Below are 22057 nucleotides of genomic sequence, written 5' to 3' on the forward strand. Positions count from 1 at the left end.
AAGAAGACTGCGAAGAAGACCCGCAAGGTCGCGAAGAAGAAGAAGTAACTTCGACTTCTGAAGTTGCCGGCTCTCGCAGCCGGCACGTCATCAGCGCCTCCTAGAGGTTCTGGTCGACGATAGAGGGTGTCGGCGAGACATCAGGTCAACGGTCGGATCGTTCTCTTGACGGTCCGGCAGAAGAAACGAGTTTTCTTCGTTCGGTGCGGTTCTCCTTGCGGGGCTCCGCAATTTCACTAGCGGCCTTCGGGCCAACGTGAGATCTGGTCCTGACGTGTTCGCCGACGCCCTCGTTCTCTTGAAGCCGGGGTATTGCCGGCATTCCCTTTCCCGACATTGCTGATCTGACACGCGACGCGGTTGTGCTGCTTTGCTCGAACGGCCTTGGGGCTGGTTGAGGCTGTGGCTTGATTGCGCGCTGTGTGCGTGCCGCTTCCCCATTCCCGGTGTCACCGCCGGGCTCCGACCGGGCGACCCAGTAATCCGAGACGGCGGTGATTGAATCGATAAGCTGCGGCGTACTGGATTCCCCGCCGGAGCCTGTCATCGGGCTCGCCAAAGGCGAGACCCGGTGGCGGGGAATGACAGCATGGGCGCAGCCACGCCTTCGATCCGCCCCACACAACGTAACCACATGACGCGGGCCACCGTGCACGATGGTTATCGTTCTCCCAAAATTCTGCGGTAAACAGAGTCTGACGAACTACAGAAGCGCCTGCAAATCAGGGATTTTTTGAAATCCCGGCGCAGGTTGCGCGCAGGCGCGTTTACGTCTGCTTCATCGCGATACTTAAACTGCCATTCAAATTTGCCCGCCATCATCGCCTCCAACAAGCCGGCAAACGGCAACGGGCACGAAGCCCTGGGGATGAGTTGAACAGTGCATGATCCGGGGATGGGTCATGCACATCAGAATTGGACGGGAGCCGCGCTCGGGGGAACGAGGCGGCATAAGAAAAAGGGGATGCGTTATGTTTCAGGGTACTTTCGATCTGGAGACCGCAACGCCGATCGACGCGAGCGCGCTGTCGGACGTGCTGTTCGAGCGCGGGATCTATTGGGCGAGCGGCCGCTCCGGCCTCGTCGATCTCGTCGCCGCGCATAAATGGTTCAACCTCGCCGCGCTGAAGGGCCGCAAGGACGCGGTGGCCCTGCGCCAGGAAGTCGCGGGCCAGATGTCGGAAGCCGAGATCTCGGTCGCGCAGCGCGAGGCGAGGGCGTGGGTCTCCACCCACTGAACCGAGAAGCGCATCCGCATCCACCCCCGTGTTCGCACGGGTGGGCCTGGTTGCGCTGAATCAAGCTTCTTCGTCGTGCCGCCACCTAGACCCGAGCGGCATGAGCGATCCCGACACGAATGGACGATGGCTGCCGATTCAGATCGCGCCCGACGAGTGCGATTTGGAACTCGGGCGGCTCCACAAGACGGGGATCCTGCCGTGGACCTTTCCGTGCCGGCGCAGGTCCGGCGTCTGGTTCAACGTCTGGGCCGACGAGGCCGTGCTGATTTCGCCCTCGCATTGGCGGGTCTGGCGGTTCCACCGCTAAGACGCACACATATATAAGGACGGACGCGAATCGAACGCGCCGCGCCGATCCTTGCGCCAGGCTTTCGCAACAGCCGCGTTGCCGCTTTCAGGTGAAAGAACCCACAGATCTCGATTGATTCTGCTGCTGGGTGGCGGAGAGGGAGGGATTCGAACCCTCGATACAGCTTGAGACCGTATGACGCTTTAGCAAAGCGTTGCCTTCAGCCACTCGGCCACCTCTCCGGTGCGAGCCTTATGCATCTAATTGCTTGGACCGGTCAATTTGGAAGCGCGTGTTTTCGCTCGAATATTCCCAGCGATTTTCGAAATCGGAGGGGTTTGCTCCCCGCCGCCGTCCCAATAGAGCCCTCCATATAGAGTCGCCGCTGCCCGGTGCGGGGCGGAGGCGGGGCCTCCGATGGGTAGATGAGCAGCCGGCCCGCCCCTATCGGCATTTCGCCCTCGGGTCTCGGCCTGATTCTACGATTCGACCCGCCTCAGCGTCGCAACAGGGGCGCGCGCGGTCGGGCCTGCCCCAGGTGAGGAGTTTTGACGGCGAATGGAACCGTCTTAAAAACCACAATAAAAACAATATGTTGCGAGTGCGCTGCGATCACATCTGCGTGTTATTTGTGCAACACCCGCTGGAAAACAAGCTTCATCGGCCCGTTTCGGAGCGTTCTCTTGTTGTGTGTGCAAGGACGTTCGGTAATTGTGACTGAGCGACGGAGGGGGGCATCCCGAGGTCGTCCCGTTTAGGTCATTCGCTTAAGTCCCTCGCGTTCATGCGGGTGTGTCCGAAGGCGCGAAGGGGGCCAAGGCGGTGATTTAGAGGGGGTTGGGGAATTGGCCGTCCGGTCAGTGACCTTCCCTGAAGAGCAACTTGGAGGTTTAACATGAAGTTGGTTAAGAGCCTTTTGCTCGGCTCAGCGGCGGGTCTGATCGCCGTGGGCGGAGCTCAAGCAGCCGATCTGCCCGTGAAGGCCAAGGCGGTCGAATACGTCAGGATCTGCTCGCTGTACGGCGCGGGTTTCTACTACATCCCGGGCACCGACACCTGCATCAAGCTGGGTGGTTATCTGCGCGCTGAAGTCGCGCTGGGCACCAACTCGGTTTACAACGCTTCGAACGGTTCTCCGGCCGGTGCGCACAACCGCCTGAGCAACTACTACACCATGCGCGCTCGTGAAGATCTCAACATCGACACGCGTACCGCCACTGAGTACGGCGTCGTCCGTACCTTCTTCGACGCCACGTTCTCCTGGACCACTGGCGGTTACACCGGCACCGGCTCCGGCACCGGCACCACGTTGTATTCCGGTGCTGCTCAGTCGGGTGGCTTCGGTGGCGTCGGCAATCCGTCTGACGGCGGTGTCGCTGGCGGTTCGCTCGGCGTGTACTATGCCTTCATCCAGTTCGCTGGCTTCACCATGGGTAAGGCCGTGTCGCAGTTCGACGCGCCCTGGACCAACTATCCCGGCAACAACTTCGACGGTCTCGTCGGCGGTTCCGGCACGGTCACTGGTGTCAACCAGTTCACCTACACCGCTGACTTCGGTCAGGGCGTGACGGCGTCGTTCTCGGCTGAAGACGCGACGGCCTACTACCAGGCTGGCAACCTGAACATGAGCGGCATCAGCGCTGCTGGCCTGATCGGCGGTTCGTACGGCTCCAACTCCATCGGCGGCTCGCGTTCGCCGAACCTCGTCGGCATGGTTCGTGTCGACCAGGCATGGGGTCTGTTCCAGGCGTCGGTCGCTGCGCATGACAACCATGTCGGCTACTACGGCGCTACCGAAGTGACTGGCCATCCCGACGACAAGTGGGGTTGGGCGGTTCAGCTGGCTCTGTCGATCAAGAACATCCCGACCGGCGCGGGTGACGTGATCAACATCCAGGGCGTCTACACCGACGGTGCGACCCGCTACAACTTCCAGAGCCTGGCGGGCGTGAACTATGCGATGTACAGCGGCACCGGTGCCGTGGGCGCTTATCAGAGCCTCGGCGTTGCCAATGCTCCTGACACCGTTTACGTCACGGGCGGTCAGCAAGAGTCGATCAAGACCTGGGGCTTCCGTGGTGCTTACACCCACAACTGGGATCCCTACTGGAACACCGCGATCTACGGTGCTTGGGCTTCGGTCAACTACGGCACGCTCGGTAAGGCGACCGTTTGCGCCGGCATGGTTGGACTGCTTGGTCTGACCGGCAACTGCGATCCGAACTTCAACATCGGCCAGGTGGGTTTGATCACCCGCTGGACCCCGGTGAAGAACCTGACCTTCTCGGCAGACGTCAACTGGACGCGTCTTGACCAGAAGTACTCTGGTCTGATCGCGGCGCCGGCAAGTGCCGGTACTGCTAAGCCGGCTGCTGTCTACGAGATGAAGGATCAGGACAGCTTCACGCTGCTGCTCCGCGCTCAGCGCAACTGGTAAGTTCCTAGTGAACTAAACCGAAGAGCCCTCGGCGGGAAACCGCCGGGGGCTTTCTGCATTGTCTGATATGGCTAAGAATATGGCTCGCGGTCGAGGCGACGGACGACTCGGAAAAGGAGACCCGGCCGAACAAATCGCCGGGCCATGAGGTCGTTAGACCTGCTGATTTCCGACGTTTAATCGGTCTGGGCGAGCGCTCTGGATCTTACTGTTCCACAGCGGAACATTCTCCTGGTTATCGCGGAGGCCGAGGAGCGACATGGTCGTTCGGTGAAAGCGGTTGCCGAAGCATTGCGGGGTGAATGCCTCCTTTATTGTCCACCAATCCAGACCGTTGGAGGACCGGCAGCATCACGGATCGCCGCCCATGATCTGTTGCTGTTCATGCGCAGCAAGATGGTGGCATTAATCTACGCGCAGCCGACCAGGAGCGCCGCTATTCCACGCTGCCGGCACCGCGGCGCAAATCGGCTTCGATCTGCAGGCGCGTGCCGCCGCCGAAGCGGGCGCGGTAGACCTGAAGGTTCTCCATGATCCGCTGCACGTAATTGCGCGTCTCCGAGAACGGAATCAGCTCGACCCAGTCGACCGCGTCGACCTTGGGATCGCGCGGATCGCCGTAGCGGTCGATCCACTTCTTCACGCTGCCGCGGCCGGCATTGTAGGCGGCGAAGGTCATGATGTAGGAGCCGCGGTAATCCTCGAGCAGCCCGCCGAGCTCGGCCGAGCCAAGCGTGGCGTTGTAGACCGAATCGTTCTTCAGCCGGCCGAGATCGTAAGTGGCGCCGTGCCGCTTGCAGACGTAGCGCGCGGCGTCCGGCGTCACCTGCATCAGCCCGTAGGCCTGGGCCGGCGACACGACACGCGGGTTGAACGCGCTTTCCTGCCGGGCGATCGCGTAGACGATGCTGCGCTCGACCTCGGGGCCGATCGGCGTGAACTGCGGAATGCCGTTGACGGGGTAGGCGTAGAAGTCGAAGGGCAGACCGCGGTTGAGCGCGGCCTTGCCGAGCAGCAACATGCCGCGCGCGTCGTTGTAGCGCTGGGTGAGCTCGCCGAGGCCGGCGAGCGCCTCGGGATCGCCATTCTCGCCCATGTCGGCCAGCAGCGGGATTGCCATCTCGCGCTCGTCGAGCTCGTAGAGCAGATGCGCGGCACGCACGATCTCGAGCCGTTCGGCGCCGCGGCCGCGCGGCTGGCTGTTGAGCTCGATCTGCGGCAGGCCGAGCTTGGCGCGCGCGAGCTGGCCGTAATAGCTGGTCGACTGTTCGGCGGCGCGCGCATAGGCGTTGCGCGCTTCCTGCTGACGGCCCATCGCTTCCGCGGCGCGGCCCTGCCAATAGCCGGCACGCGCCAGCGCGGTCGGATTGACGCTGCCGACGCCGATGCGGGCAAAATGCTGGCTGGCGGCGGCGGGATCGTTGAGGAAGCGCAGCGCGATCCAACCGGCTGTGAACTCCTGCTCGGTCTTGTAGATGTCGCGCGAGGGCAGCGCGCCGTCGCGCGCGATCAGATAGGCGCTGCGGAATTCCTCGGTGTCGATCATCTTGCGCGCCAGCAGGCGCCGCTCGATCCACCATTCGTCGAGATTGTGCAGGCGGCCCGGATCCTTCGGCGCGGACAGCATCAGCTGCGCCGCTTCAGCGAACTTCTCCTCGCGGCGCAAGAGCTGGATCTTGCTGAAGATGAAGCCGGGATCGCTGTGCAGCTCGCGCGGCACCGCATCGAGCAGCGCGCGCGCGTTGGGCGCCTTCCTGACGGCGGCGATGCGGGCCTTGGCCAGCGCGACATAGCCGGCGCCGAGGCGCCTGGCAGCGCGCATCGCGGCCTCGTTCTCGCTGCCGTAGAGCAGGGTATCCATCCGCGCCTTCTGGTCGCCTGCCGTCAGCAGCGCGCCGAACTGTTCGAGCGCGTTGTTCTCGGTGTCCTCCGACATCGGATCGCTGCGCCAGGCCTCGCGCACCAGCCGCTCGGCGTTGGCGCGGTCGCCGCGCGCCAGCATCGCCCTGGCGAGCGTGAAGCGGCCCTTGGCGGAGATCGGAGACTCGTTCTCGAACCAGGACCATGCGACGGACTCGTCGCGCCTGTCGTCCCACATCGCAGCTTCGAGGCGCCGGCGCAGGAAGGTCTGCGAGGGCCAGCTCGGATTGGCGGAGAGGAAGGCGCGGTAGCGTTCCACGGTCGCGCCATTGTCCTCGCTGCGCAGGATGATCCATTCCGCGAGCTTTCGCGCAACCGGATCGGAGATGCCGGCAGCGGCATCGGTGGCGTCGCCCGCCTTGCGCTTGCGCACCAGCTCGATGACGCTCTCCAGCGTCTCCTTGTCGCCCTGCGGCGTCGACGACGTCGCGGCGACCGCGGCCGGGACAACCGGCTTGCGCGGCGCGGCATGCTGACGGGTTGCCGGAGCCAGCACGGGGGCTGCGACGGGGCGCGGGGCGGGGGCGGAAGGTCTGACGGTCGCCGTCGCAGCCGGCGCGTGGGCCGGTTTCGGCGAACTGCTGGCGGCCGGATGCGGCTTCGGCGCAGCCGCCGCCGCGGCAGGCTTGGGCTTGTCCTTCGCGGCGCCTTTGCCGGCGCTCTTGCCCGCATCCTTGCCGGTATCCTTGCCGCTATCCTTGGCCGGCTTCTTCGCGGCGTCCTTGGCGGGGGCCGCCGTTGTGGCTTTGCTCGCGCCCTTGGTTGCGTCCTTGGAGGTTCCCTTGCCGGCTCCCGTGTTGGCTCCCTTGTTGGTTCCCTTGGACAAACCTTTCGCTGCGTCCTTGGCGGCGGGCTTTGCCGTGTCCTTGGCGGTCTCCGCGGCCGTCTCATTGGACTTGGCCAGGACGGCGCTGCCGACCGACAGCCCTGCCATCAGGCACAGGACGAGGCCGGTGGATCGCCAGGCGGCACGAGGGAATGAGGTCACGGGTTTCGTCGCCCCGAATCAGTCAAGTGGCTCAAGATCTAGCTGTATTTGATTGAATATGCGGACAAAATACCAACAGCCGCTTACCTCGGGCCGATTTGCACCACCACCGCGGCAAAATCGCGGCCTAAACGGTGCGTCACACGGCTGCGGGCCTTTTACCGGCGGGGTAGACCCGATATGAAAGGGCTTGCTCGAGAAATAGCCGCGTACGGAGGAAGTCCATGGCAGCCAAGACGAAATTCCGGGGATCGTTCACCGCCTTGGTCACCCCGTTCAAGAACGGCTCGCTGGACGAGGCGGCGTTCCGCTCCCTGGTCAATTGGCAGATCTCCGAAGGCACCAACGGCCTCGTCCCGGTCGGCACCACCGGCGAGAGCCCGACGCTCAGCCATGACGAGCACAAGAAGGTGGTCGAGTGGTGCATCGAGGAGGCCAAGGGCCGCGTGCCTGTTGTTGCCGGCGCCGGCTCCAACTCGACCAAGGAGGCGATCGAGCTCGCCCAGCACGCCGAGAAGGCGGGCGCGGATGCCGTGCTGGTGGTGACGCCGTACTACAACAAGCCGACCCAGGAAGGCATGTACCAGCACTTCAAGGCGATCAACGACGCCATCGGTATTCCGATCATCATCTACAACATCCCGCCGCGCTCGGTGATCGACATGTCGGTCGACACCATGGCGCGGCTGTGGGAGCTGAAGAACATCGCCGGCGTCAAGGACGCCACCGCGAGCATGGTCCGCGTGTCGCAGCAACGTGCCGCCATGGGCGAGGACTTCAACCAGCTCTCGGGCGAGGACGCCACCATCATCGGCTACATGGCCCATGGCGGTCACGGCTGCATCTCGGTGACCTCGAACGTCGCGCCGCGCCTGTGCTCGGAATTCCACGCCGCCTGGCAGAAGGGCGACACCAAGGCGGCGCTTGCGATCCACGACAAGCTGATGCCGCTGCACAACAACCTCTTCATCGAGAGCAATCCGGCACCGATCAAGTATGCGATGTCGCTGCTTGGCAAGCTGGACGAGACGCTGCGGCTGCCGATGGTGCCGGTCACCGAGTCGACGCGCGTTGCCGTGCGCAGCGCCATGGTTCATGCTGGGCTGATCAACTGATCCAGCCAGTCGGGGAGCCGTTCATGAGCGTCGACGAGAAGGGTAGGAAAATGCTCACGGAGTTCCGTGAGTTCGCCATGAAGGGCAACGTCGTCGATCTCGCCGTCGGCGTCATCATCGGCGCGGCCTTCGGCGCCATCGTCACATCGCTGGTCGGTGACATCATCATGCCGGTCATCGGTGCCGCGACCGGCGGGCTCGACTTCTCGAATTACTTCGTCCCCTTGTCCAAGGCGGTCACCGCCACCAATTTAGCGGATGCGAAAAAGCAAGGCGCCGTACTTGCTTACGGCAGCTTCCTGACGCTCACGATCAACTTCATCATCGTCGCCTTCGTGTTGTTCCTGGTGATCCGCGCCATGAACACGCTGAAGCGGAAGGAAGAGACGAAGCCCGCGGAGCCGCCGAGGCCGTCGGCCGAGGTCGTGCTGCTGACCGAGATCCGCGATCTCCTCAAGAAGTGACGCGCGCGCTTCAACCAGACTGCTAGCTTACGCCTGCATCTTCCTCAGGTTTGTCCACTATGGCCGATAAAAACGAACGTCCAATCAAGGTCATGGCGGAAAATCGCAAGGCCCGCTTCAACTATGCGATCGAGGATACGATCGAGGCGGGCATTGCGCTGACCGGAACCGAGGTCAAGTCGATCCGCAACGGCAAGAGCACGATCGCGGAATCCTACGCCGATTCCAAGGACGGCGAGATCTGGCTGATCAACGCCACCATTCCCGAATACCTGCAAGGAAATCGCTTCAATCACGAGCCCAAGCGGCCGCGAAAGCTGCTGCTGCATCGTCGGCAGATCAACAAGCTGATGGGCGCCGTCGACCGCGAGGGCATGACGCTGATCCCGCTCAAGCTCTATTTCAACGAGCGTGGTCGCGCCAAATTGCAGCTCGCGGTTGCAAAGGGCAAGAAGCTGCACGACAAGCGCGAGAGCGAGAAGAAGCGCGACTGGAGCCGCGAGAAGGGGCGCCTGCTGCGGGCGAGGGGATAGCGCGATGAATCAGCGGAACCTGCTCGAGGTCGATTGGAGCCAGATTCCCGCGCCCGCCGACGACGGTGGGGCCGCGCATCTTGCAGGCATGGTGGTGCCGCCGATCGGCCTGCTGGCGACCAACGACACCTCCGTGACGCTGTCGGCCCTGCACGGCCGAACCGTGGTATTCGCCTATCCGCGCACCGGCGAGCCCGGCAAGATCGCGCTGGTGGACGATTGGGACATGATCCCGGGCGCGCGCGGTTGCACGCCGCAGACCTGTGCGTTTCGCGATCTGTTCGCCGAGTTGAAGGCTGCCGGCGCCGCCCATGTGTTCGGCCTCTCGACCCAGAGCAACGCATACCAGACCGAGATGGCCTCACGGCTGCATCTGCCGTTCCCCGTGCTCTCGGACGAGAAGCTGGCGCTCACCAACGCCTTGAAGCTGCCGACCATGGAGGTCGCGGGCCTGACGCTGATCAAGCGCCTTGCGCTTGTTATCGACGACGCCCGCATCACGCACGTGTTCTATCCGGTGTTTCCGCCGGACCGGAACGCCGGCGACGTCCTCGACTGGCTGAAGGCCAATCCCGCGAAAGCCTAATCGAGATCCGTCTTCACCTTGGCGAACACCGAGCGGAACATGTCGGGCGTCAGCACGCCGGTGTTCGTGTTGTAGCGCGAGCAGTGATAGCTGTCGTAGAGCCTGAACGCACCGGCCTGATGCACGGCGCCATGGCCGAAGGGGGCCTGGGAGGCCTTCAGCTTCAGCGGCTTGAGCACGCTGTCGTGCGCAATCCGCCCGAGCGCGATGATCGCGCGCAGCTTCGGCATCGTCTCGAGATTGGCGACCAGAAACTGCCGGCAGGTATTGATCTCGACCGGCAGTGGCTTGTTCTGCGGCGGAACGCAATGCACGGCATTGGCGATCCGGCAGTCCACCAGCTTCAGGCCGTCATCGGGCCGCGCCTGGTAGGTACCTTTGGCAAATCCGTATTCGAGCAGCGTGGCGTAGAGCAGGTCGCCGGCATAATCGCCGGTGAAAGGCCGTCCCGTGCGATTGGCCCCCTGCATCCCCGGTGCGAGGCCGACGATCAACAGGCGCGCCTTGATGTCGCCGAAGGGCGCAACCGGCGCATTGTGCCACGACGGCTCGCGCGCGCGATTTGCCGCGCGAAAGGCAACCAGGCGCGGACAGAGCGGACAATCACGGTCGGGAACGACGGTGGGAGGCTGGCGGCTGGACCGTGCCGCCTCACTCCTCGAAGTCGTCATCGCCCCTCGGCGCCATCGTGGTTGCGCGCTGGAGGAATTGCGGGGCGTGGTGGCGGCCTTCGCCACGCTCGCCGCGGTCGCGCGGGGCGGGGCGTTCGGACGGATCGCGGCCGAGCTTGGACTGTAGCTCGACGAGATCGGTGAAGACGTCGGCCTGGCGGCGCAGCTCGTCAGCGATCATCGGCGGCTGGCTGGCGATGGTGGAGATCACGGTGACCCGCACGCCCCGGCGCTGCACGGCCTCGACCAGGGAGCGGAAGTCGCCGTCACCGGAGAACAGCACCATCTGGTCGATGTGCTCGGCGAGCTCCATGGCGTCCACGGCGAGCTCGATGTCCATGTTGCCCTTGACCTTGCGGCGGCCGGAGGCGTCGATGAATTCCTTGGTCGCCTTGGTGACGACGGTGTAGCCGTTGTAGTCCAGCCAGTCGATCAGCGGGCGGATCGAGGAGTATTCCTGATCCTCGATGATCGCGGTGTAGTAGAATGCCCGCAGCAGCGTCCCGCGGCTCTGAAACTCCTTCAGCAGGCGCTTGTAATCGATGTCGAAGCCCAGAGTCTTGGCCGTCGCGTAGAGATTGGCCCCATCGATGAAGAGCGCGATCTTGTTGGTCGGAGAAGGTGACATTCAGTTTGCTCGCGTAGTGTGTTCGTGATTGATCGTTTTATTGTTGGCGCGGCGACAGCAGGCCGCGCATTTCTAAAGTGCCGCTAAGACCCTCGAAACTGCAAATCCGGAGAAGTCGGGGCAATCAAGGTATAGTTATGGCGGACTTGCATAGACCCGACGCTGCCCTCGATGGCAGCCCGGGAAACCACCCATCCCAGCCCCAATGTGGGGGTAGCAGAGCCGTTTGGCGAGGCCAAATCACAAATTGGCCTTGCGAAACCGGCCTGACCCCTATAACTAGCCCCAATCATCCACATATTTCGTCCCACCCACAACGGAGCGACAGTCCATGGCTCGCGTCACCGTAGAAGATTGTATCGACAAGGTCGACAACCGGTTTGACTTGGTCCTGCTGGCCGCCCACCGTGCCCGCATGATTTCGTCCGGTTCACAACTAACGGTTGACCGCGATAACGACAAGAACCCTGTTGTGTCTTTGCGCGAAATTGCCGACACGACCATCTCGCCGGAGGACCTCCGCGAGGAGCTGGTGCACTCGCTCCAGAAGTTCGTCGAGGTGGACGAGCCCGAACCGGACACGGTGCCGCTGATCGGTTCCGCCGGCGCCAGCGTCGATGCCGACGATACCGAGGTCGCTGTCGAGCGGATGACCGAGGAGGAGCTGCTGAAGGGTCTCGAAGGCCTCGCCCCGCCCGAGGAGCAGCCCGAGGAGGACGAGTAAATCGTCCGTCGCGATCGTCGATTTCCTGTGATTTTATCAAAGGCCCGAACCATTGTTCGGGCCTTTGCTTTTGTTGACGTTTTCGTGGTTACCATAGCGTGGTCGATTGGCGATGCGCCCTGTCACTGAATTGATCGGACACAAACGCGATCGGAGCTAAGATGTATACAACGGGCAGGCCCAGGCCCGTTTGAAGGCAGGACGGAATGGTATATCGGCGTCGCAGACCCTCGCAGATGCAGGCCGCAACCGAATCGGTTGCCGTGGCCCCGACTGCGCCGGTCGCGCGCCCGGCCAAGCCCCGCGCGCGGATGATGCGTCAATATGACCTCGTCGAGCGCGTCCGGTCCTACAATCCCAACACCAACGAGGACCTGCTGAACCGCGCCTATGTCTACGCCATGAAGGCGCACGGCTCGCAGACCCGCGCCTCCGGCGATCCGTATTTCTCGCATCCGCTCGAAGTGGCGGCGATTCTCACCGACCTCAAGCTCGACGACGCCACCATCGTGGCCGCGCTGCTCCACGATACGATCGAGGACACCGAGGCGACGCGGGCCGAGATCGACCAGATTTTCGGGCCGGAGATCGGCGCGCTGGTCGAGGGCCTGACCAAGCTGAAGCGGCTGGAGCTGGTGTCGCGGGAGGCCAAGCAGGCCGAGAATCTGCGCAAATTGCTGCTGGCGATTGCAGACGATGTCCGCGTGCTTCTGGTCAAGCTCGCCGACCGTCTGCACAACATGCGCACGCTCGACTTCGTGCCGACCGAATCGCGCCGGCGCATCGCCGAGGAGACGCTCGACATCTACGCGCCGCTCGCCGGGCGCATGGGCATGCAGGAAATGCGCGAGGAGCTGGAGGATCTGTCCTTCCGCACCCTCGATCCCGAGGCCTATTCGGTGGTGATGCAGCGCCTCGACGCGCTCGCCGAGCGCAACCGCAATCTGATCGGCGAGATCGAGGACCAGCTCTCCAACAATCTGCGCCACCGGGGCCTGGGGGCGAGGGTCTACGGCCGCCGCAAGAAGCCGTTTTCGATCTGGACCAAGATGGAGCGCAAGTCGGTCGGCTTCGAGCAATTGTCCGACATCTTCGGCTTCCGCCTCGTCGTCAACGACATCGAGGCCTGCTATCGCGCGCTCGGCATCGTTCACACCACCTGGCCGGTCGTGCCGGGGCGGTTCAAGGACTACATCTCGACGCCGAAGCAGAATGACTACCGCTCGATCCACACCACGGTCATCGGCCCCGGCAACCAGCGTGTCGAGCTGCAGATCCGCACCGAGGCGATGGACCAGATCGCCGAGCGCGGCATCGCCGCGCACGTGTTCTACAAGGAAGGCGTGGGCTCGCCGACCGAATTCCTCAAGCGCGAATCCAACGCCTTCGCCTGGCTGCGCCACACCATCGGCATCCTCTCGGAGAGCGCCAATCCGGAGGAATTCCTCGAGCACACCAAGCTCGAGCTGTTCCACGACCAGGTGTTCTGTTTCACTCCGAAGGGCAAGCTGATCGCGCTGCCGCGCCATGCCAACGTGATCGACTTCGCCTATGCCGTGCATACCGACGTCGGCAACAGCGCGGTCGGCTGCAAGATCAACGGCCAATTCGCGCCGCTGTCGTCCGAGTTGCAGAACGGCGACGAGGTCGAGGTGCTGACCTCGGAAGCGCAATCGGCGCCGCCTTCGGCCTGGGAGACGCTTGCGGTCACCGGCAAGGCCCGCGCTGCGATCCGCCGCGCCACCCGGACCGCGGTGCGCGATCAATATGCCGGCCTGGGCCGGCGCATCGTGGAGCGCCTGTTCGAGCGCGCCAAGATCGAATACGCCGACGACAAGCTCAAGGGCGCGCTGCCGCGGCTCGCGCGCACCTCGATCGAGGACGTGATGGCGGCCGTGGGGCGCGGCGAAATCAAGGCCTCCCACGTCGCGCGTGCGATGTATCCCGACTACAAGGAGGAGCGGATCGCGCGCTACGGCGTGAAGAAGGGGCTCGCCGCCAAGCTCAAGGAGAAATCGTCGGAGCCGCCGCGCAGCCCGGTCGCGATTCCGATTCGCGGCATCAATTCCGATCTGCCGATCAAGTTCGCGCCGAACGGCGGCGCCGTGCCCGGAGACCGCATCGTCGGCATCGTCACGCCGGGCGAAGGCATCACGATCTACCCGATCCAGGCGCCGGCGCTGAAGGATTTCGAGGAGGAGCCGGAGCGCTGGCTCGACGTCCGCTGGGACATCGAGGACTCCGCGCCGCAGCGCTTCCCGGCCCGCATCAAGGTCGAGAACGTCAACGAGCCCGGCGCGCTGGCGCAGATCGCGACCGTGATCGCCGAGCACGACGGTAACATCGACAACATCAGCATGCAGCGCCGCTCGCCCGATTTCACGGAGACGACGATCGATCTCGAAGTCTACGATCTCAAGCATCTGAGCGCGATCCTGGCCCAGCTGCGCGCCAAGGCCGTCGTCGCCAAAGTCGAACGTGTTAATGGATAGACGTCCGTCGTAATCGTCTTTCCGATTTCGTGAGTCCTGAAATGCCCGCTTCGAAGCTCCGCCTCGGCGTCAACATCGATCACGTCGCAACCGTGCGTAACGCGCGCGGCGGCCGCCATCCCGATCCCGTGCGCGCCGCGCTGCTGGCGATCGAGGCCGGCGCCGATGGCATCACCGCCCATCTGCGCGAGGATCGCCGGCACATCCGCGACGAGGACATGGCGCGCCTGAAGGCCGAGATCTCCAAGCCGCTCAATTTCGAGATGGCGGCGACCGACGACATGATGCGCATCTCGCTCGCCACCCGGCCGCATGCCGTGTGCCTTGTGCCGGAGCGCCGCCAGGAGGTCACCACCGAAGGCGGGCTCGACGTTGTCGGCCAGCACAATGCGCTTGCGCCTTACATCGCGCGGCTGACCGATGCGGGCATCCGCGTCTCGCTCTTCATCGCCGCCGATCCCGCCCAGATCGAGATGGCGGCGCGGCTGCGCGCGCCCGTGATCGAGATCCACACCGGCGCCTGGTGCGACGCCGTCACCGACGGCCACACCGAGAAAGCCGAGGCCGAGTGGAAGCGGATCGTGACGGGGGTGAAGCTGGCCACGGCCGCCGGGCTCGAGGTCCATGCCGGTCACGGGCTCGACTATGCGACCGCGGAGACGATCGCGGCGCTGCCTGAGATCATGGAGCTCAACATCGGTTACTACATGATCGGCGAAGCGCTGTTCGTGGGCCTCGCCGAGACGGTGCGCAAGATGCGCGCGGCGATGGACCGCGGCCGGAGCCGGGCATGATCATTGGCATAGGCTCCGACCTGATCGACATCACCCGCGTCGCCAAGGTGATCGAGCGTCACGGCGAGCGTTTCCTCGACCGCATCTTCACTGCGGCCGAGCGGGCCAAGGCGGAGCGCCGCGCCAAGAACGAGAAGATGGTGGTGGCGACCTATGCCAAGCGCTTCGCGGCCAAGGAGGCCTGCTCCAAGGCGCTCGGCACCGGCATTCGGCGCGGGGTCTGGTGGCGCGACATGGGGGTGGTCAATTTGCCGGGCGGGCGGCCGACCATGCAACTGACCGGCGGCGCCCTGGCCCGGCTTCAGGCCCTGACGCCGGACGGGTTCGAGCCCCGGATCGACCTGTCGATCACCGACGACTGGCCGCTGGCGCAGGCCTTTGTCATCATTTCCGCCGTCCCGCTGGCCAAGTCCTGATTGCGGCTGCGGTTCTTTTATAATTCCTATTGAAAATCAATATCTTATCGAGTTTTGATGCGATCCTTGATTGCGTGGCCTCCGACAACCGTCTAAAAGTCCGCGGACGCAAATCAGCTTGGGCAAATTCGGCTTTACGCCGGAATTGGCCCTCACTATCAGAATCAGGACAATCTCCTTGCGCCGCGAACCGGTGGGCCGTTCGCGGGAGGAGGGCGCTCTGTGATCGCCGGCCGGAATTGAGAGAGCAATGAGCGTGACTTCGGGAACGAAAACTGAGAGCGGCGTCGGCGAAACGATCCGGGTCGTGATCCACGCTCTCCTGATCGCGCTGGTGATCCGTACCTTCCTGTTCCAGCCCTTCAACATCCCGTCCGGCTCGATGAAGGCGACGCTGCTGGTCGGTGACTATCTGTTCGTCTCGAAATATTCCTACGGCTACAGCCACTATTCGATACCGTTCTCGCCGCCGCTGTTCTCCGGGCGGATCTGGGGCTCGGACCCGCAACGCGGCGACATCGTCGTGTTTCGCCTGCCGAAGGACGATTCCACCGACTACATCAAGCGCGTGATCGGTCTTCCCGGCGACCGCATCCAGATGCGGGACGGGCTGCTCTACATCAACGACACGCCCGTCGAGCGGCAGCGGATGAGCGAATATGTCGGCGAGGAGCCCTGCGGCTCGGAAGGCGGCGGCATCTCCCGGGTGAAGCGCTGGAAGGAAACGCTGCCGAACGGCGTGTCCTATGAGACGCTCGACTGCGCCGACAACGGCTACGTGGACAACACCAACGTCTACACCGTGCCCGCTGGTCATTTCTTCATGATGGGCGACAATCGCGACAATTCCACCGACAGCCGCTTCCTCGGCCAGGTCGGCTACGTGCCGCGGGAGAATCTGATCGGCCGCGCCCAGATGATCTTCTTCTCCATCGCCGAAGGCGAGCATGCCTGGATGTTCTGGCGCTGGCCGTGGGCGGTGCGCTGGAATCGGTTCTTCAAAATCGTCCGATGAAAGACGAAGCCAAGGACATCGCGACCCAATCCATCGAGGCGCAAGCCGCTCCCGAGAGCGAAGCTGCACCGAAGACGCCTGCGAAGAAGAAGCGGGCCCGGAGTAGCAAGGCCAAGGCGGCGGACGCCAACGCCGCGATCGAGGCGCGGATCGGCCACAGCTTTGCCGACGCGAACCTCTTGATGCAGGCGATCACGCATGTCTCGGCGCTGAAGTCCGGGCGCAAGCGCGGCGACAGCTATCAGCGGCTGGAATTCCTCGGCGACCACGTGCTCGGGCTCGTCGTCTCCGACATGCTCTATCATGCCTTCCCGAATGCCGATGAGGGCGAGCTGTCCAAGCGTCTTGCCGAGCTCGTGCGCAAGGAAAGCTGCGCCGACGTTGCCAAGTCGCTCGGCCTGCTCGACGACATCAAGCTCGGTTCGGTCGGCTCCAGCGCCGATGCCCGCCTGCGCAAATCCATCCTCGGCGACATCTGCGAGGCCGTGATCGGCGCTGTTTTCCTCGACGGCGGCTACGCGGCCGCGGCCGAGTTCGTCAAGCGCAACTGGACCGAGCGCATGCACAAGCCGCGCCGTCCCTTGCGCGATCCCAAGACCGTGCTGCAGGAATGGGCGCAGGGGAAGGGGCTGCCGACGCCTGTCTACCGCGAGGTCGAGCGCACCGGCCCGCACCACGACCCGCAATTCCGCGTCGCCGTCGACCTGCCGGGGCTGGCACCGGCCGAAGGCATCGGCGGCAGCAAGCGCGCGGCGGAGAAAGTAGCAGCTTCGGTAATGATCGAACGTGAAGGCGTTGGCGGCGGCAATGACGGCTGAAACGAGCGGCGAGACGCCACCTGCGACGCGCTGCGGTTTCGTTGCGCTGATCGGCGCGCCGAATGTCGGCAAGTCCACGCTGGTCAACGCGCTGGTCGGGGCCAAGGTCACGATCGTCTCGCGCAAGGTGCAGACCACGCGCGCGCTGATCCGCGGCATCGTGATCGAGAACAATGCGCAGATCATCCTGGTCGACACGCCCGGCATCTTCCTGCCGAAGCGGCGGCTCGACCGCGCCATGGTCTCGACCGCCTGGAGCGGAGCACATGATGCCGATCTCGTCTGCGTGCTGCTCGACGCCAAGACGGGCATCGACGAGGAGGCCGAGGCGATCCTGACCAAGGCGGCCAGCGTCAATCACGACAAGATCCTTGTCATCAACAAGGTCGACCTGGTCCAGCGCGAGAAGCTGCTGGCGCTGGCGCAGGCCGCCAACGAGCGCATGAAGTTCGCGCGGACCTTCATGATCTCCGCGATCTCGGGCGACGGCGTCGACGACATCCGCAAGACGCTTGCCGAGATGGTGCCGCCGGGGCCGTATCTCTACCCCGAAGACCAGATGTCGGACGCGCCGATGCGGCAGCTGGCGGCCGAGATCACGCGCGAGAAAATCTATCGGAAGCTGCACCAGGAATTGCCCTACCAGTCCACGGTCGAGACCGACAAGTGGGAGGAGCGCAAGGACAAGTCGGTGCGCATCGAGCAGACGATCTTCGTGGAGCGCGAAAGCCAGCGCAAGATCGTGCTCGGCAAGGGCGGCGCCACCATCAAGTCGATCGGCGCGGATTCGCGCAAGGAGCTGATGCAGATCCTGGACGTGCCGGTGCATCTGTTCCTGTTCGTCAAGGTGCGCGAGAATTGGGGCGACGATCCCGATCGCTATCGCGAGATGGGCCTCGACTTCCCCAAGGAATAACAAGAACAGATCGGTCTGCGATGAGCGTGCCCAGCAATGTCCGGCGCTTTGAAGCGCTGCTCTATGCATCGTTGATGCTGGATGCCGTTTCGGTCGCGGTGCAGGACCGCACGCCCAATGCCGAGATGACCGAGCAGATGATCATGACGGCGACCCTGCTCGCCGGCGGCATGATCCTGCTGCTGCTCTACTTCGTTCGGCTCGCCGCGCATGGGCGCAAGAACTGGCCGCGCTGGGTGCTCGCGGCGGCCCTCGTGCTGTCGGTGATATCGCTCGGCCAGATCATCGGCGAGAAGGGCCTGGAGCTCGACAGCGCCATCGAGATCGTGTCCTGCGCGCTGACCATGATGGGCCTGTATTTCTCCTTCAGCGGCGACGCGCAGGGCTGGTTCAACGCGTGAGGTTTTGCGCGGTGGCGTAGGGCGGATTAGCGAAGCGTAATCCGCCAGTTGGACGTGCACCGGCAGTTTTGGCGGATTACGCCTTCGGCTAATCCGCCCTACGATTTACGGCTGGAATCCGCTACACTTCACCACATGGAATGGACCGACGAAGGCATCGTGCTGGGCGTGCGGCGGCATGGCGAATCCAGCGCCATCGTCGAGCTCCTGACGCGCGCGCATGGTCGCCATCTCGGCCTCGTCCGTGGCGGCGCCAGCTCGCGGCTGCGGCCGCTGCTCCAGCCGGGGAACAGCGTCAGCGCGGTGTGGCGGGCGCGGCTCGACGAGCACCTCGGCACTTATGCCGTGGAGGGACTGAAGCTGCGCGCGGCGACGCTGCTGGGATCGTCCCACGGGGTCTACGGCGTCACCCATCTGGCCTCGATCGCCCGGCTGCTCCCTGAGCGTGATCCGCACGAGGAGATCTTCGCGCTGCTCGAACATTCGCTGGACGATTTCGACGACATCGGCAGCGCCGCCGTCCACCTCATCCATTTCGAGCTGGCGATGCTGGCCGAGCTCGGCTTCGGGCTGGCGCTGGAGAATTGCGCGGTGACCGGCGAAACCACCGACCTGATCTATGTCTCGCCGAAATCCGGCGGTGCGGTGTCGCGCGGCGCGGGCGAGCCGTGGCGCGACCGGCTGCTGCGCCTGCCGCCTTTCCTGCGTCATGGCGAAACCGCCAGCGAGCTCACGGATCAGGATCTGCAGGATGGCTTTCGGCTGACGGGACTTTTCCTGCTGCGCCACGTGCTGGAGCCGCGCGGACAGGGCCATTCCGACGCGCGGGCAGGCTTCATCAACGCCCTGACCCGGCAGCAGGCGAGAGCGGCGATCCCTGCGCCATGAGCGGGGCGGGATTCTGCCTTGCTTCAGCACATGGGGTTCCCCGGAACGAAATCGGGCTGGTCGAGTTCGCCCTTGAGGTTCCACAAAGGGGACAGCCTAAATGTTGATCAGGGGATTCGCCTTGTCCGCGGCGCTGTTCGCGTTTGCGCCTGATGCCATGGCCGGTGAGCCGCAACCCGGCGTGTTTCGCCGGGCATCCTGCACCGTCGTTCGGTACTATGTGGCCAAATATTCCGCTGCGGCCGCAGAGACATGGGCGCGGTCGAAGGGCGCGACGGAGGCTGAGATCGAGGCCGCCCGGCGTTGCCTGACCAATGCGCCGGCACCGTCCCAGGCGACGACCCAGACCGTGACAGCCGGCTGGGCGGGCCACTAACCGCCCACAGGGAACCAATCCATCCTTGCCCGATTCCCTTCCACGGTTTAACCGGGCGGCATGGGAAAACGAATCGTTCCGCCGGAAGAACCGGCCGAAATTCATGAGGTCCGGCTGCAGGAAGCGCTGGAAGAGCGCTACCTCGCCTATGCGCTCTCCACCATCATGCACCGCGCGCTGCCGGATGCGCGCGACGGCCTGAAGCCCGTTCACCGCCGCATCCTCTACGGCATGCGCCTGCTCAGGCTCGACCCCGGCACCGCCTTCAAGAAGTCCGCCAAGATCGTCGGCGACGTGATGGGCTCGTTCCATCCGCATGGCGACCAGGCCATCTACGACGCCATGGTGCGCCTGGCGCAGGACTTCTCCTCGCGCTATCCGCTGGTCGACGGCCAGGGCAATTTCGGCAACATCGACGGCGATAACCCGGCCGCCTACCGCTACACCGAAGCGCGCATGACCGACGTCGCGCGGCTTCTGCTCGAGGGCATCGACGAGGACGGCGTCGAATTCCGCGCCAATTACGACGGCCAGTCGAAGGAGCCGGTCGTGTTGCCCGGCGGCTTCCCGAACCTGCTCGCCAACGGCGCGCAGGGCATCGCCGTCGGCATGGCGACCTCGATCCCGCCGCACAACGCCGCCGAGCTGTGCGAGGCCGCGCTGCACCTGATCGAGAAGCCCGACGCGAAGTCGAAGGCGCTGATGAAATGGGTCAAGGGGCCCGATTTCCCGACCGGGGGCATCTGCGTCGATTCCAAGCAGGCGATCGCCGAAGCCTACACCACCGGCCGCGGCTCCTTCCGCGTTCGCGCCCGCTGGGAACAGGAAGAGGGTAACCGCGGCACCTGGGTCGTCGTCGTCACCGAGATTCCCTTCCTGGTGCAGAAGTCGCGGCTGATCGAGAAGGTCGCCGAGCTGCTCGACCAGAAAAAGCTGCCGCTGGTGGGCGACATCAGGGACGAGTCGGCCGAAGACGTCCGCATCGTCATCGAGCCGAAGTCGAAGAACGTCGATCCCGCCCTGATGATGGAATCGCTGTTCCGCCTCACCGAGCTCGAGAACAAGATTCCGCTGAACCTCAACGTGCTGATCAAGGGCCGCGTGCCCAAGGTGGTGGGGCTCGCGGAGTGCCTGCGCGAATGGCTCGACCATCTGCGCGACGTCCTGATCCGCCGCAGCAACTACCGCAAGGCGCAGATCGAGCATCGGCTGGAAGTGCTCGGCGGCCATCTGGTCGCCTATCTGAACCTCGACAAGGTGATCAAGATCATCCGCACCGAGGACGAGCCCAAGCCGGCCCTGATCAAGGCCTTCAAGCTCACCGAGATCCAGGCGGAAGCCATCCTCAACATGCGCCTGCGCAATCTGCGCCGGCTCGAGGAGATGGAGATCCGCAACGAGGACCGGGATCTGCGCAAGGAGCTGAAGGGCATCGAAGGCGTGCTCGCCTCCGAAGCCGAGCAGTGGAAGAAGGTCGCTGAGCAGGTCGGCAAGGTCCGCGACATGTTCGGACCGAAGACGCCGCTCGGCAAGCGCCGCACCACCTTCGCCGACGCGCCCGAGCACGATCTCGCGGCGATGGAAGAAGCCCTCGTCGAGCGCGAGCCGGTGACGGTCGTCGTCTCCGACAAGGGCTGGATCCGCACCATGAAGGGTCACGTCGAGGATCTCTCGGGGCTTGCCTTCAAGCAGGACGACAAGCTCGGCTTCGCGTTCTTCGCCGAGACGACCTCGAAGCTCCTGCTGTTCGCCACCAACGGCAAGTTCTACACGCTCGATGTCGCCAAGCTCCCGGGCGGCCGCGGACATGGCGAGCCGATCCGCCTGTTCATCGATCTCGAGCAGGAGGCCGCGCCCGTCGCGCTGTTCGTCAACAAGGGCGGCCGCAAATTCCTGGTCGCCAGCCACGAGGGCCAGGGTTTCGTCGTCAACGAGGACGATTGCGTCGGCACCACCAAGAAGGGCAAGCAGGTCCTCAACGTCGACATGCCGAACGAGGCACGCGCGATCACCGAGGTGCTCGGTGATACCGTCGCGGTCATCGGCGACAACCGCAAGATGCTGGTCTTCCCGCTCGACCAGGTGCCGGAGATGGCCCGCGGCCGCGGCGTGCGCCTGCAGAAATACAAGGACGGCGGTCTGTCGGACATCGCCGTGTTCGAGGCCAAGGCCGGCCTGACCTGGAAGGACTCCGCGGGCCGCGAATTCTCCGCGACCATGAAGGAGCTCACCGAGTGGCAAGGCACCCGCGCCGATGCCGGCCGCCTGCCGCCGAAGGGTTTCCCGAAGTCGAACAAGTTCGGCAAGGTGATCGGGTAGAGCGGTTCCGTGTCCCGGACGCGCTG

21 protein-coding genes and 1 tRNA gene are annotated in these 22057 nt (G+C 64.3%); 18 read left to right on the plus strand and 4 right to left on the minus strand.

The annotated features are described in order from the left end of the window. Nucleotides 1-971 precede the first annotated feature (971 nt). Both Q0743_RS28365 and Q0743_RS28370 read left to right on the plus strand, forming a co-directional pair. Nucleotides 972-1238, plus strand: a complete 267-nt coding sequence (locus tag Q0743_RS28365) for a hypothetical protein (protein WP_298244765.1) — start codon at nt 972-974, stop codon at nt 1236-1238. A gap of 100 nt (nt 1239-1338) precedes the next feature. Next, entirely contained in the window at nt 1339-1548 is a 210-nt protein-coding gene (locus Q0743_RS28370; protein ID WP_298244766.1) for a hypothetical protein, read from the plus strand. Between the two features lie 131 nt (nt 1549-1679). Here the strand turns inward: Q0743_RS28370 and Q0743_RS28375 are convergent. After that, nucleotides 1680-1772, minus strand: a tRNA-Ser gene (locus Q0743_RS28375). Nucleotides 1773-2425: 653 nt separating this feature from the next. Here Q0743_RS28375 and Q0743_RS28380 point away from each other — a divergent pair. Continuing rightward, nucleotides 2426-3967 carry a porin gene (locus Q0743_RS28380; protein WP_298244767.1) on the plus strand — a complete coding sequence of 514 codons (1542 nt, stop codon included), beginning with the start codon at nt 2426-2428 and terminating at the stop codon, nt 3965-3967. 436 nt (nt 3968-4403) lie between these two features. Here the strand turns inward: Q0743_RS28380 and Q0743_RS28385 are convergent, their stop codons facing one another. After that, nucleotides 4404-6821 carry a lytic transglycosylase domain-containing protein gene (locus Q0743_RS28385; protein ID WP_298244852.1) on the minus strand — a complete coding sequence of 806 codons (2418 nt, stop codon included), beginning with the start codon at nt 6819-6821 and terminating at the stop codon, nt 4404-4406. Nucleotides 6822-7099: 278 nt separating this feature from the next. On the opposite strand from Q0743_RS28385, the gene dapA reads away from it, so the two are divergent. From dapA to Q0743_RS28405, 4 genes are read left to right on the plus strand one after another with little or no spacing between them, the layout of a single operon-like run. Next, entirely contained in the window at nt 7100-7990 is an 891-nt protein-coding gene (dapA, locus tag Q0743_RS28390) for a 4-hydroxy-tetrahydrodipicolinate synthase (RefSeq protein WP_298244768.1), read from the plus strand. A 23-nt stretch (nt 7991-8013) separates the two neighbouring features. Then, nucleotides 8014-8454 carry a large conductance mechanosensitive channel protein MscL gene (gene mscL / locus Q0743_RS28395; protein ID WP_298244769.1) on the plus strand — a complete coding sequence of 147 codons (441 nt, stop codon included), beginning with the start codon at nt 8014-8016 and terminating at the stop codon, nt 8452-8454. 59 nt (nt 8455-8513) lie between these two features. Then, nucleotides 8514-8987, plus strand: coding sequence for an SsrA-binding protein SmpB (smpB, locus tag Q0743_RS28400; protein ID WP_018644570.1), 474 nt, complete (start codon nt 8514-8516; stop codon nt 8985-8987). Nucleotides 8988-8991: 4 nt separating this feature from the next. Further along, nucleotides 8992-9573, plus strand: coding sequence for a peroxiredoxin (locus Q0743_RS28405; RefSeq protein ID WP_298244770.1), 582 nt, complete (start codon nt 8992-8994; stop codon nt 9571-9573). On the opposite strand, the gene Q0743_RS28410 is transcribed toward Q0743_RS28405, so the two are convergent. Beyond that, nucleotides 9570-10244: a uracil-DNA glycosylase gene (locus Q0743_RS28410; RefSeq protein WP_298244771.1), complete on the minus strand. Its 675-nt coding sequence runs from the start codon at nt 10242-10244 to the stop codon at nt 9570-9572. The two genes, Q0743_RS28405 and Q0743_RS28410, sit on opposite strands and share 4 nt — an antisense overlap. Then, nucleotides 10225-10872, minus strand: coding sequence for an NYN domain-containing protein (locus Q0743_RS28415; protein WP_008133019.1), 648 nt, complete (start codon nt 10870-10872; stop codon nt 10225-10227). Before Q0743_RS28415 ends, Q0743_RS28410 begins: the two co-directional genes overlap by 20 nt. Nucleotides 10873-11203: 331 nt before the next feature. Between Q0743_RS28415 and rpoZ the strand changes: the two genes are divergently transcribed. The 11 genes from rpoZ (at nt 11204) to parC (ending at nt 22031) form a co-directional block, all read left to right on the plus strand. Then, nucleotides 11204-11596, plus strand: coding sequence for a DNA-directed RNA polymerase subunit omega (rpoZ, locus tag Q0743_RS28420; RefSeq protein ID WP_008133017.1), 393 nt, complete (start codon nt 11204-11206; stop codon nt 11594-11596). A gap of 206 nt (nt 11597-11802) precedes the next feature. Continuing rightward, nucleotides 11803-14088: a bifunctional (p)ppGpp synthetase/guanosine-3',5'-bis(diphosphate) 3'-pyrophosphohydrolase gene (locus Q0743_RS28425; RefSeq protein ID WP_298244772.1), complete on the plus strand. Its 2286-nt coding sequence runs from the start codon at nt 11803-11805 to the stop codon at nt 14086-14088. Nucleotides 14089-14129: 41 nt separating this feature from the next. Continuing rightward, nucleotides 14130-14882: a pyridoxine 5'-phosphate synthase gene (locus Q0743_RS28430; protein ID WP_298244773.1), complete on the plus strand. Its 753-nt coding sequence runs from the start codon at nt 14130-14132 to the stop codon at nt 14880-14882. Continuing rightward, a complete protein-coding gene (acpS, locus tag Q0743_RS28435; RefSeq protein ID WP_298244774.1) occupies nt 14879-15298 on the plus strand; it encodes a holo-ACP synthase in 420 nt (139 codons plus the stop codon). The genes Q0743_RS28430 and acpS overlap by 4 nt, the downstream gene beginning before the upstream one ends. A 250-nt stretch (nt 15299-15548) precedes the next feature. Further along, nucleotides 15549-16313, plus strand: coding sequence for a signal peptidase I (lepB, locus tag Q0743_RS28440; RefSeq protein WP_298244775.1), 765 nt, complete (start codon nt 15549-15551; stop codon nt 16311-16313). After that, nucleotides 16310-17131 (plus strand): ribonuclease III, encoded by an 822-nt coding sequence (gene rnc, locus Q0743_RS28445; RefSeq protein ID WP_298244776.1) that lies wholly within the window; start codon nt 16310-16312, stop codon nt 17129-17131. The genes lepB and rnc overlap by 4 nt, the downstream gene beginning before the upstream one ends. Beyond that, a complete protein-coding gene (gene era / locus Q0743_RS28450; RefSeq protein ID WP_298244777.1) occupies nt 17121-18047 on the plus strand; it encodes a GTPase Era in 927 nt (308 codons plus the stop codon). Before rnc ends, era begins: the two co-directional genes overlap by 11 nt. Nucleotides 18048-18067: 20 nt before the next feature. Beyond that, on the plus strand, nt 18068-18448 hold the full coding sequence (locus Q0743_RS28455; RefSeq protein ID WP_298244778.1) for a hypothetical protein: 381 nt from the start codon (nt 18068-18070) through the stop codon (nt 18446-18448). 135 nt (nt 18449-18583) lie between these two features. Beyond that, nucleotides 18584-19336 (plus strand): DNA repair protein RecO, encoded by a 753-nt coding sequence (recO, locus tag Q0743_RS28460; RefSeq protein WP_298244779.1) that lies wholly within the window; start codon nt 18584-18586, stop codon nt 19334-19336. Nucleotides 19337-19436: 100 nt separating this feature from the next. Then, entirely contained in the window at nt 19437-19712 is a 276-nt protein-coding gene (locus tag Q0743_RS28465; protein ID WP_298244780.1) for a hypothetical protein, read from the plus strand. Nucleotides 19713-19772: 60 nt separating this feature from the next. After that, on the plus strand, nt 19773-22031 hold the full coding sequence (parC, locus tag Q0743_RS28470) for a DNA topoisomerase IV subunit A (protein ID WP_298244781.1): 2259 nt from the start codon (nt 19773-19775) through the stop codon (nt 22029-22031). The last annotated feature ends 26 nt before the right edge of the window (nt 22032-22057 follow it).

The sequence above is a fragment of the uncultured Bradyrhizobium sp. genome (assembly GCF_936943645.1).
In the GTDB taxonomy this organism is placed as follows: domain Bacteria; phylum Pseudomonadota; class Alphaproteobacteria; order Rhizobiales; family Xanthobacteraceae; genus Bradyrhizobium.

Excerpts from the sequence above, each read along its gene's own strand:
- Q0743_RS28365 (WP_298244765.1), top strand. The coding sequence starts at position 972 with ATGTTTCAGGGTACTTTCGATCTGGAGACCGCAACGCCGATCGACGCG.
- Q0743_RS28370 (WP_298244766.1), top strand. The coding sequence starts at position 1,339 with ATGAGCGATCCCGACACGAATGGACGATGGCTGCCGATTCAGATCGCG.
- Q0743_RS28380 (WP_298244767.1), top strand. The coding sequence starts at position 2,426 with ATGAAGTTGGTTAAGAGCCTTTTGCTCGGCTCAGCGGCGGGTCTGATC.
- Q0743_RS28385 (WP_298244852.1), bottom strand. The coding sequence starts at position 6,821 with ATGGCAGGGCTGTCGGTCGGCAGCGCCGTCCTGGCCAAGTCCAATGAG.
- dapA (WP_298244768.1), top strand. The coding sequence starts at position 7,100 with ATGGCAGCCAAGACGAAATTCCGGGGATCGTTCACCGCCTTGGTCACC.
- mscL (WP_298244769.1), top strand. The coding sequence starts at position 8,014 with ATGAGCGTCGACGAGAAGGGTAGGAAAATGCTCACGGAGTTCCGTGAG.
- smpB (WP_018644570.1), top strand. The coding sequence starts at position 8,514 with ATGGCCGATAAAAACGAACGTCCAATCAAGGTCATGGCGGAAAATCGC.
- Q0743_RS28405 (WP_298244770.1), top strand. The coding sequence starts at position 8,992 with ATGAATCAGCGGAACCTGCTCGAGGTCGATTGGAGCCAGATTCCCGCG.
- Q0743_RS28410 (WP_298244771.1), bottom strand. The coding sequence starts at position 10,244 with ATGACGACTTCGAGGAGTGAGGCGGCACGGTCCAGCCGCCAGCCTCCC.
- Q0743_RS28415 (WP_008133019.1), bottom strand. The coding sequence starts at position 10,872 with ATGTCACCTTCTCCGACCAACAAGATCGCGCTCTTCATCGATGGGGCC.
- rpoZ (WP_008133017.1), top strand. The coding sequence starts at position 11,204 with ATGGCTCGCGTCACCGTAGAAGATTGTATCGACAAGGTCGACAACCGG.
- Q0743_RS28425 (WP_298244772.1), top strand. The coding sequence starts at position 11,803 with ATGGTATATCGGCGTCGCAGACCCTCGCAGATGCAGGCCGCAACCGAA.
- Q0743_RS28430 (WP_298244773.1), top strand. The coding sequence starts at position 14,130 with ATGCCCGCTTCGAAGCTCCGCCTCGGCGTCAACATCGATCACGTCGCA.
- acpS (WP_298244774.1), top strand. The coding sequence starts at position 14,879 with ATGATCATTGGCATAGGCTCCGACCTGATCGACATCACCCGCGTCGCC.
- lepB (WP_298244775.1), top strand. The coding sequence starts at position 15,549 with ATGAGCGTGACTTCGGGAACGAAAACTGAGAGCGGCGTCGGCGAAACG.
- rnc (WP_298244776.1), top strand. The coding sequence starts at position 16,310 with ATGAAAGACGAAGCCAAGGACATCGCGACCCAATCCATCGAGGCGCAA.
- era (WP_298244777.1), top strand. The coding sequence starts at position 17,121 with ATGACGGCTGAAACGAGCGGCGAGACGCCACCTGCGACGCGCTGCGGT.
- Q0743_RS28455 (WP_298244778.1), top strand. The coding sequence starts at position 18,068 with ATGAGCGTGCCCAGCAATGTCCGGCGCTTTGAAGCGCTGCTCTATGCA.
- recO (WP_298244779.1), top strand. The coding sequence starts at position 18,584 with ATGGAATGGACCGACGAAGGCATCGTGCTGGGCGTGCGGCGGCATGGC.
- Q0743_RS28465 (WP_298244780.1), top strand. The coding sequence starts at position 19,437 with ATGTTGATCAGGGGATTCGCCTTGTCCGCGGCGCTGTTCGCGTTTGCG.
- parC (WP_298244781.1), top strand. The coding sequence starts at position 19,773 with ATGGGAAAACGAATCGTTCCGCCGGAAGAACCGGCCGAAATTCATGAG.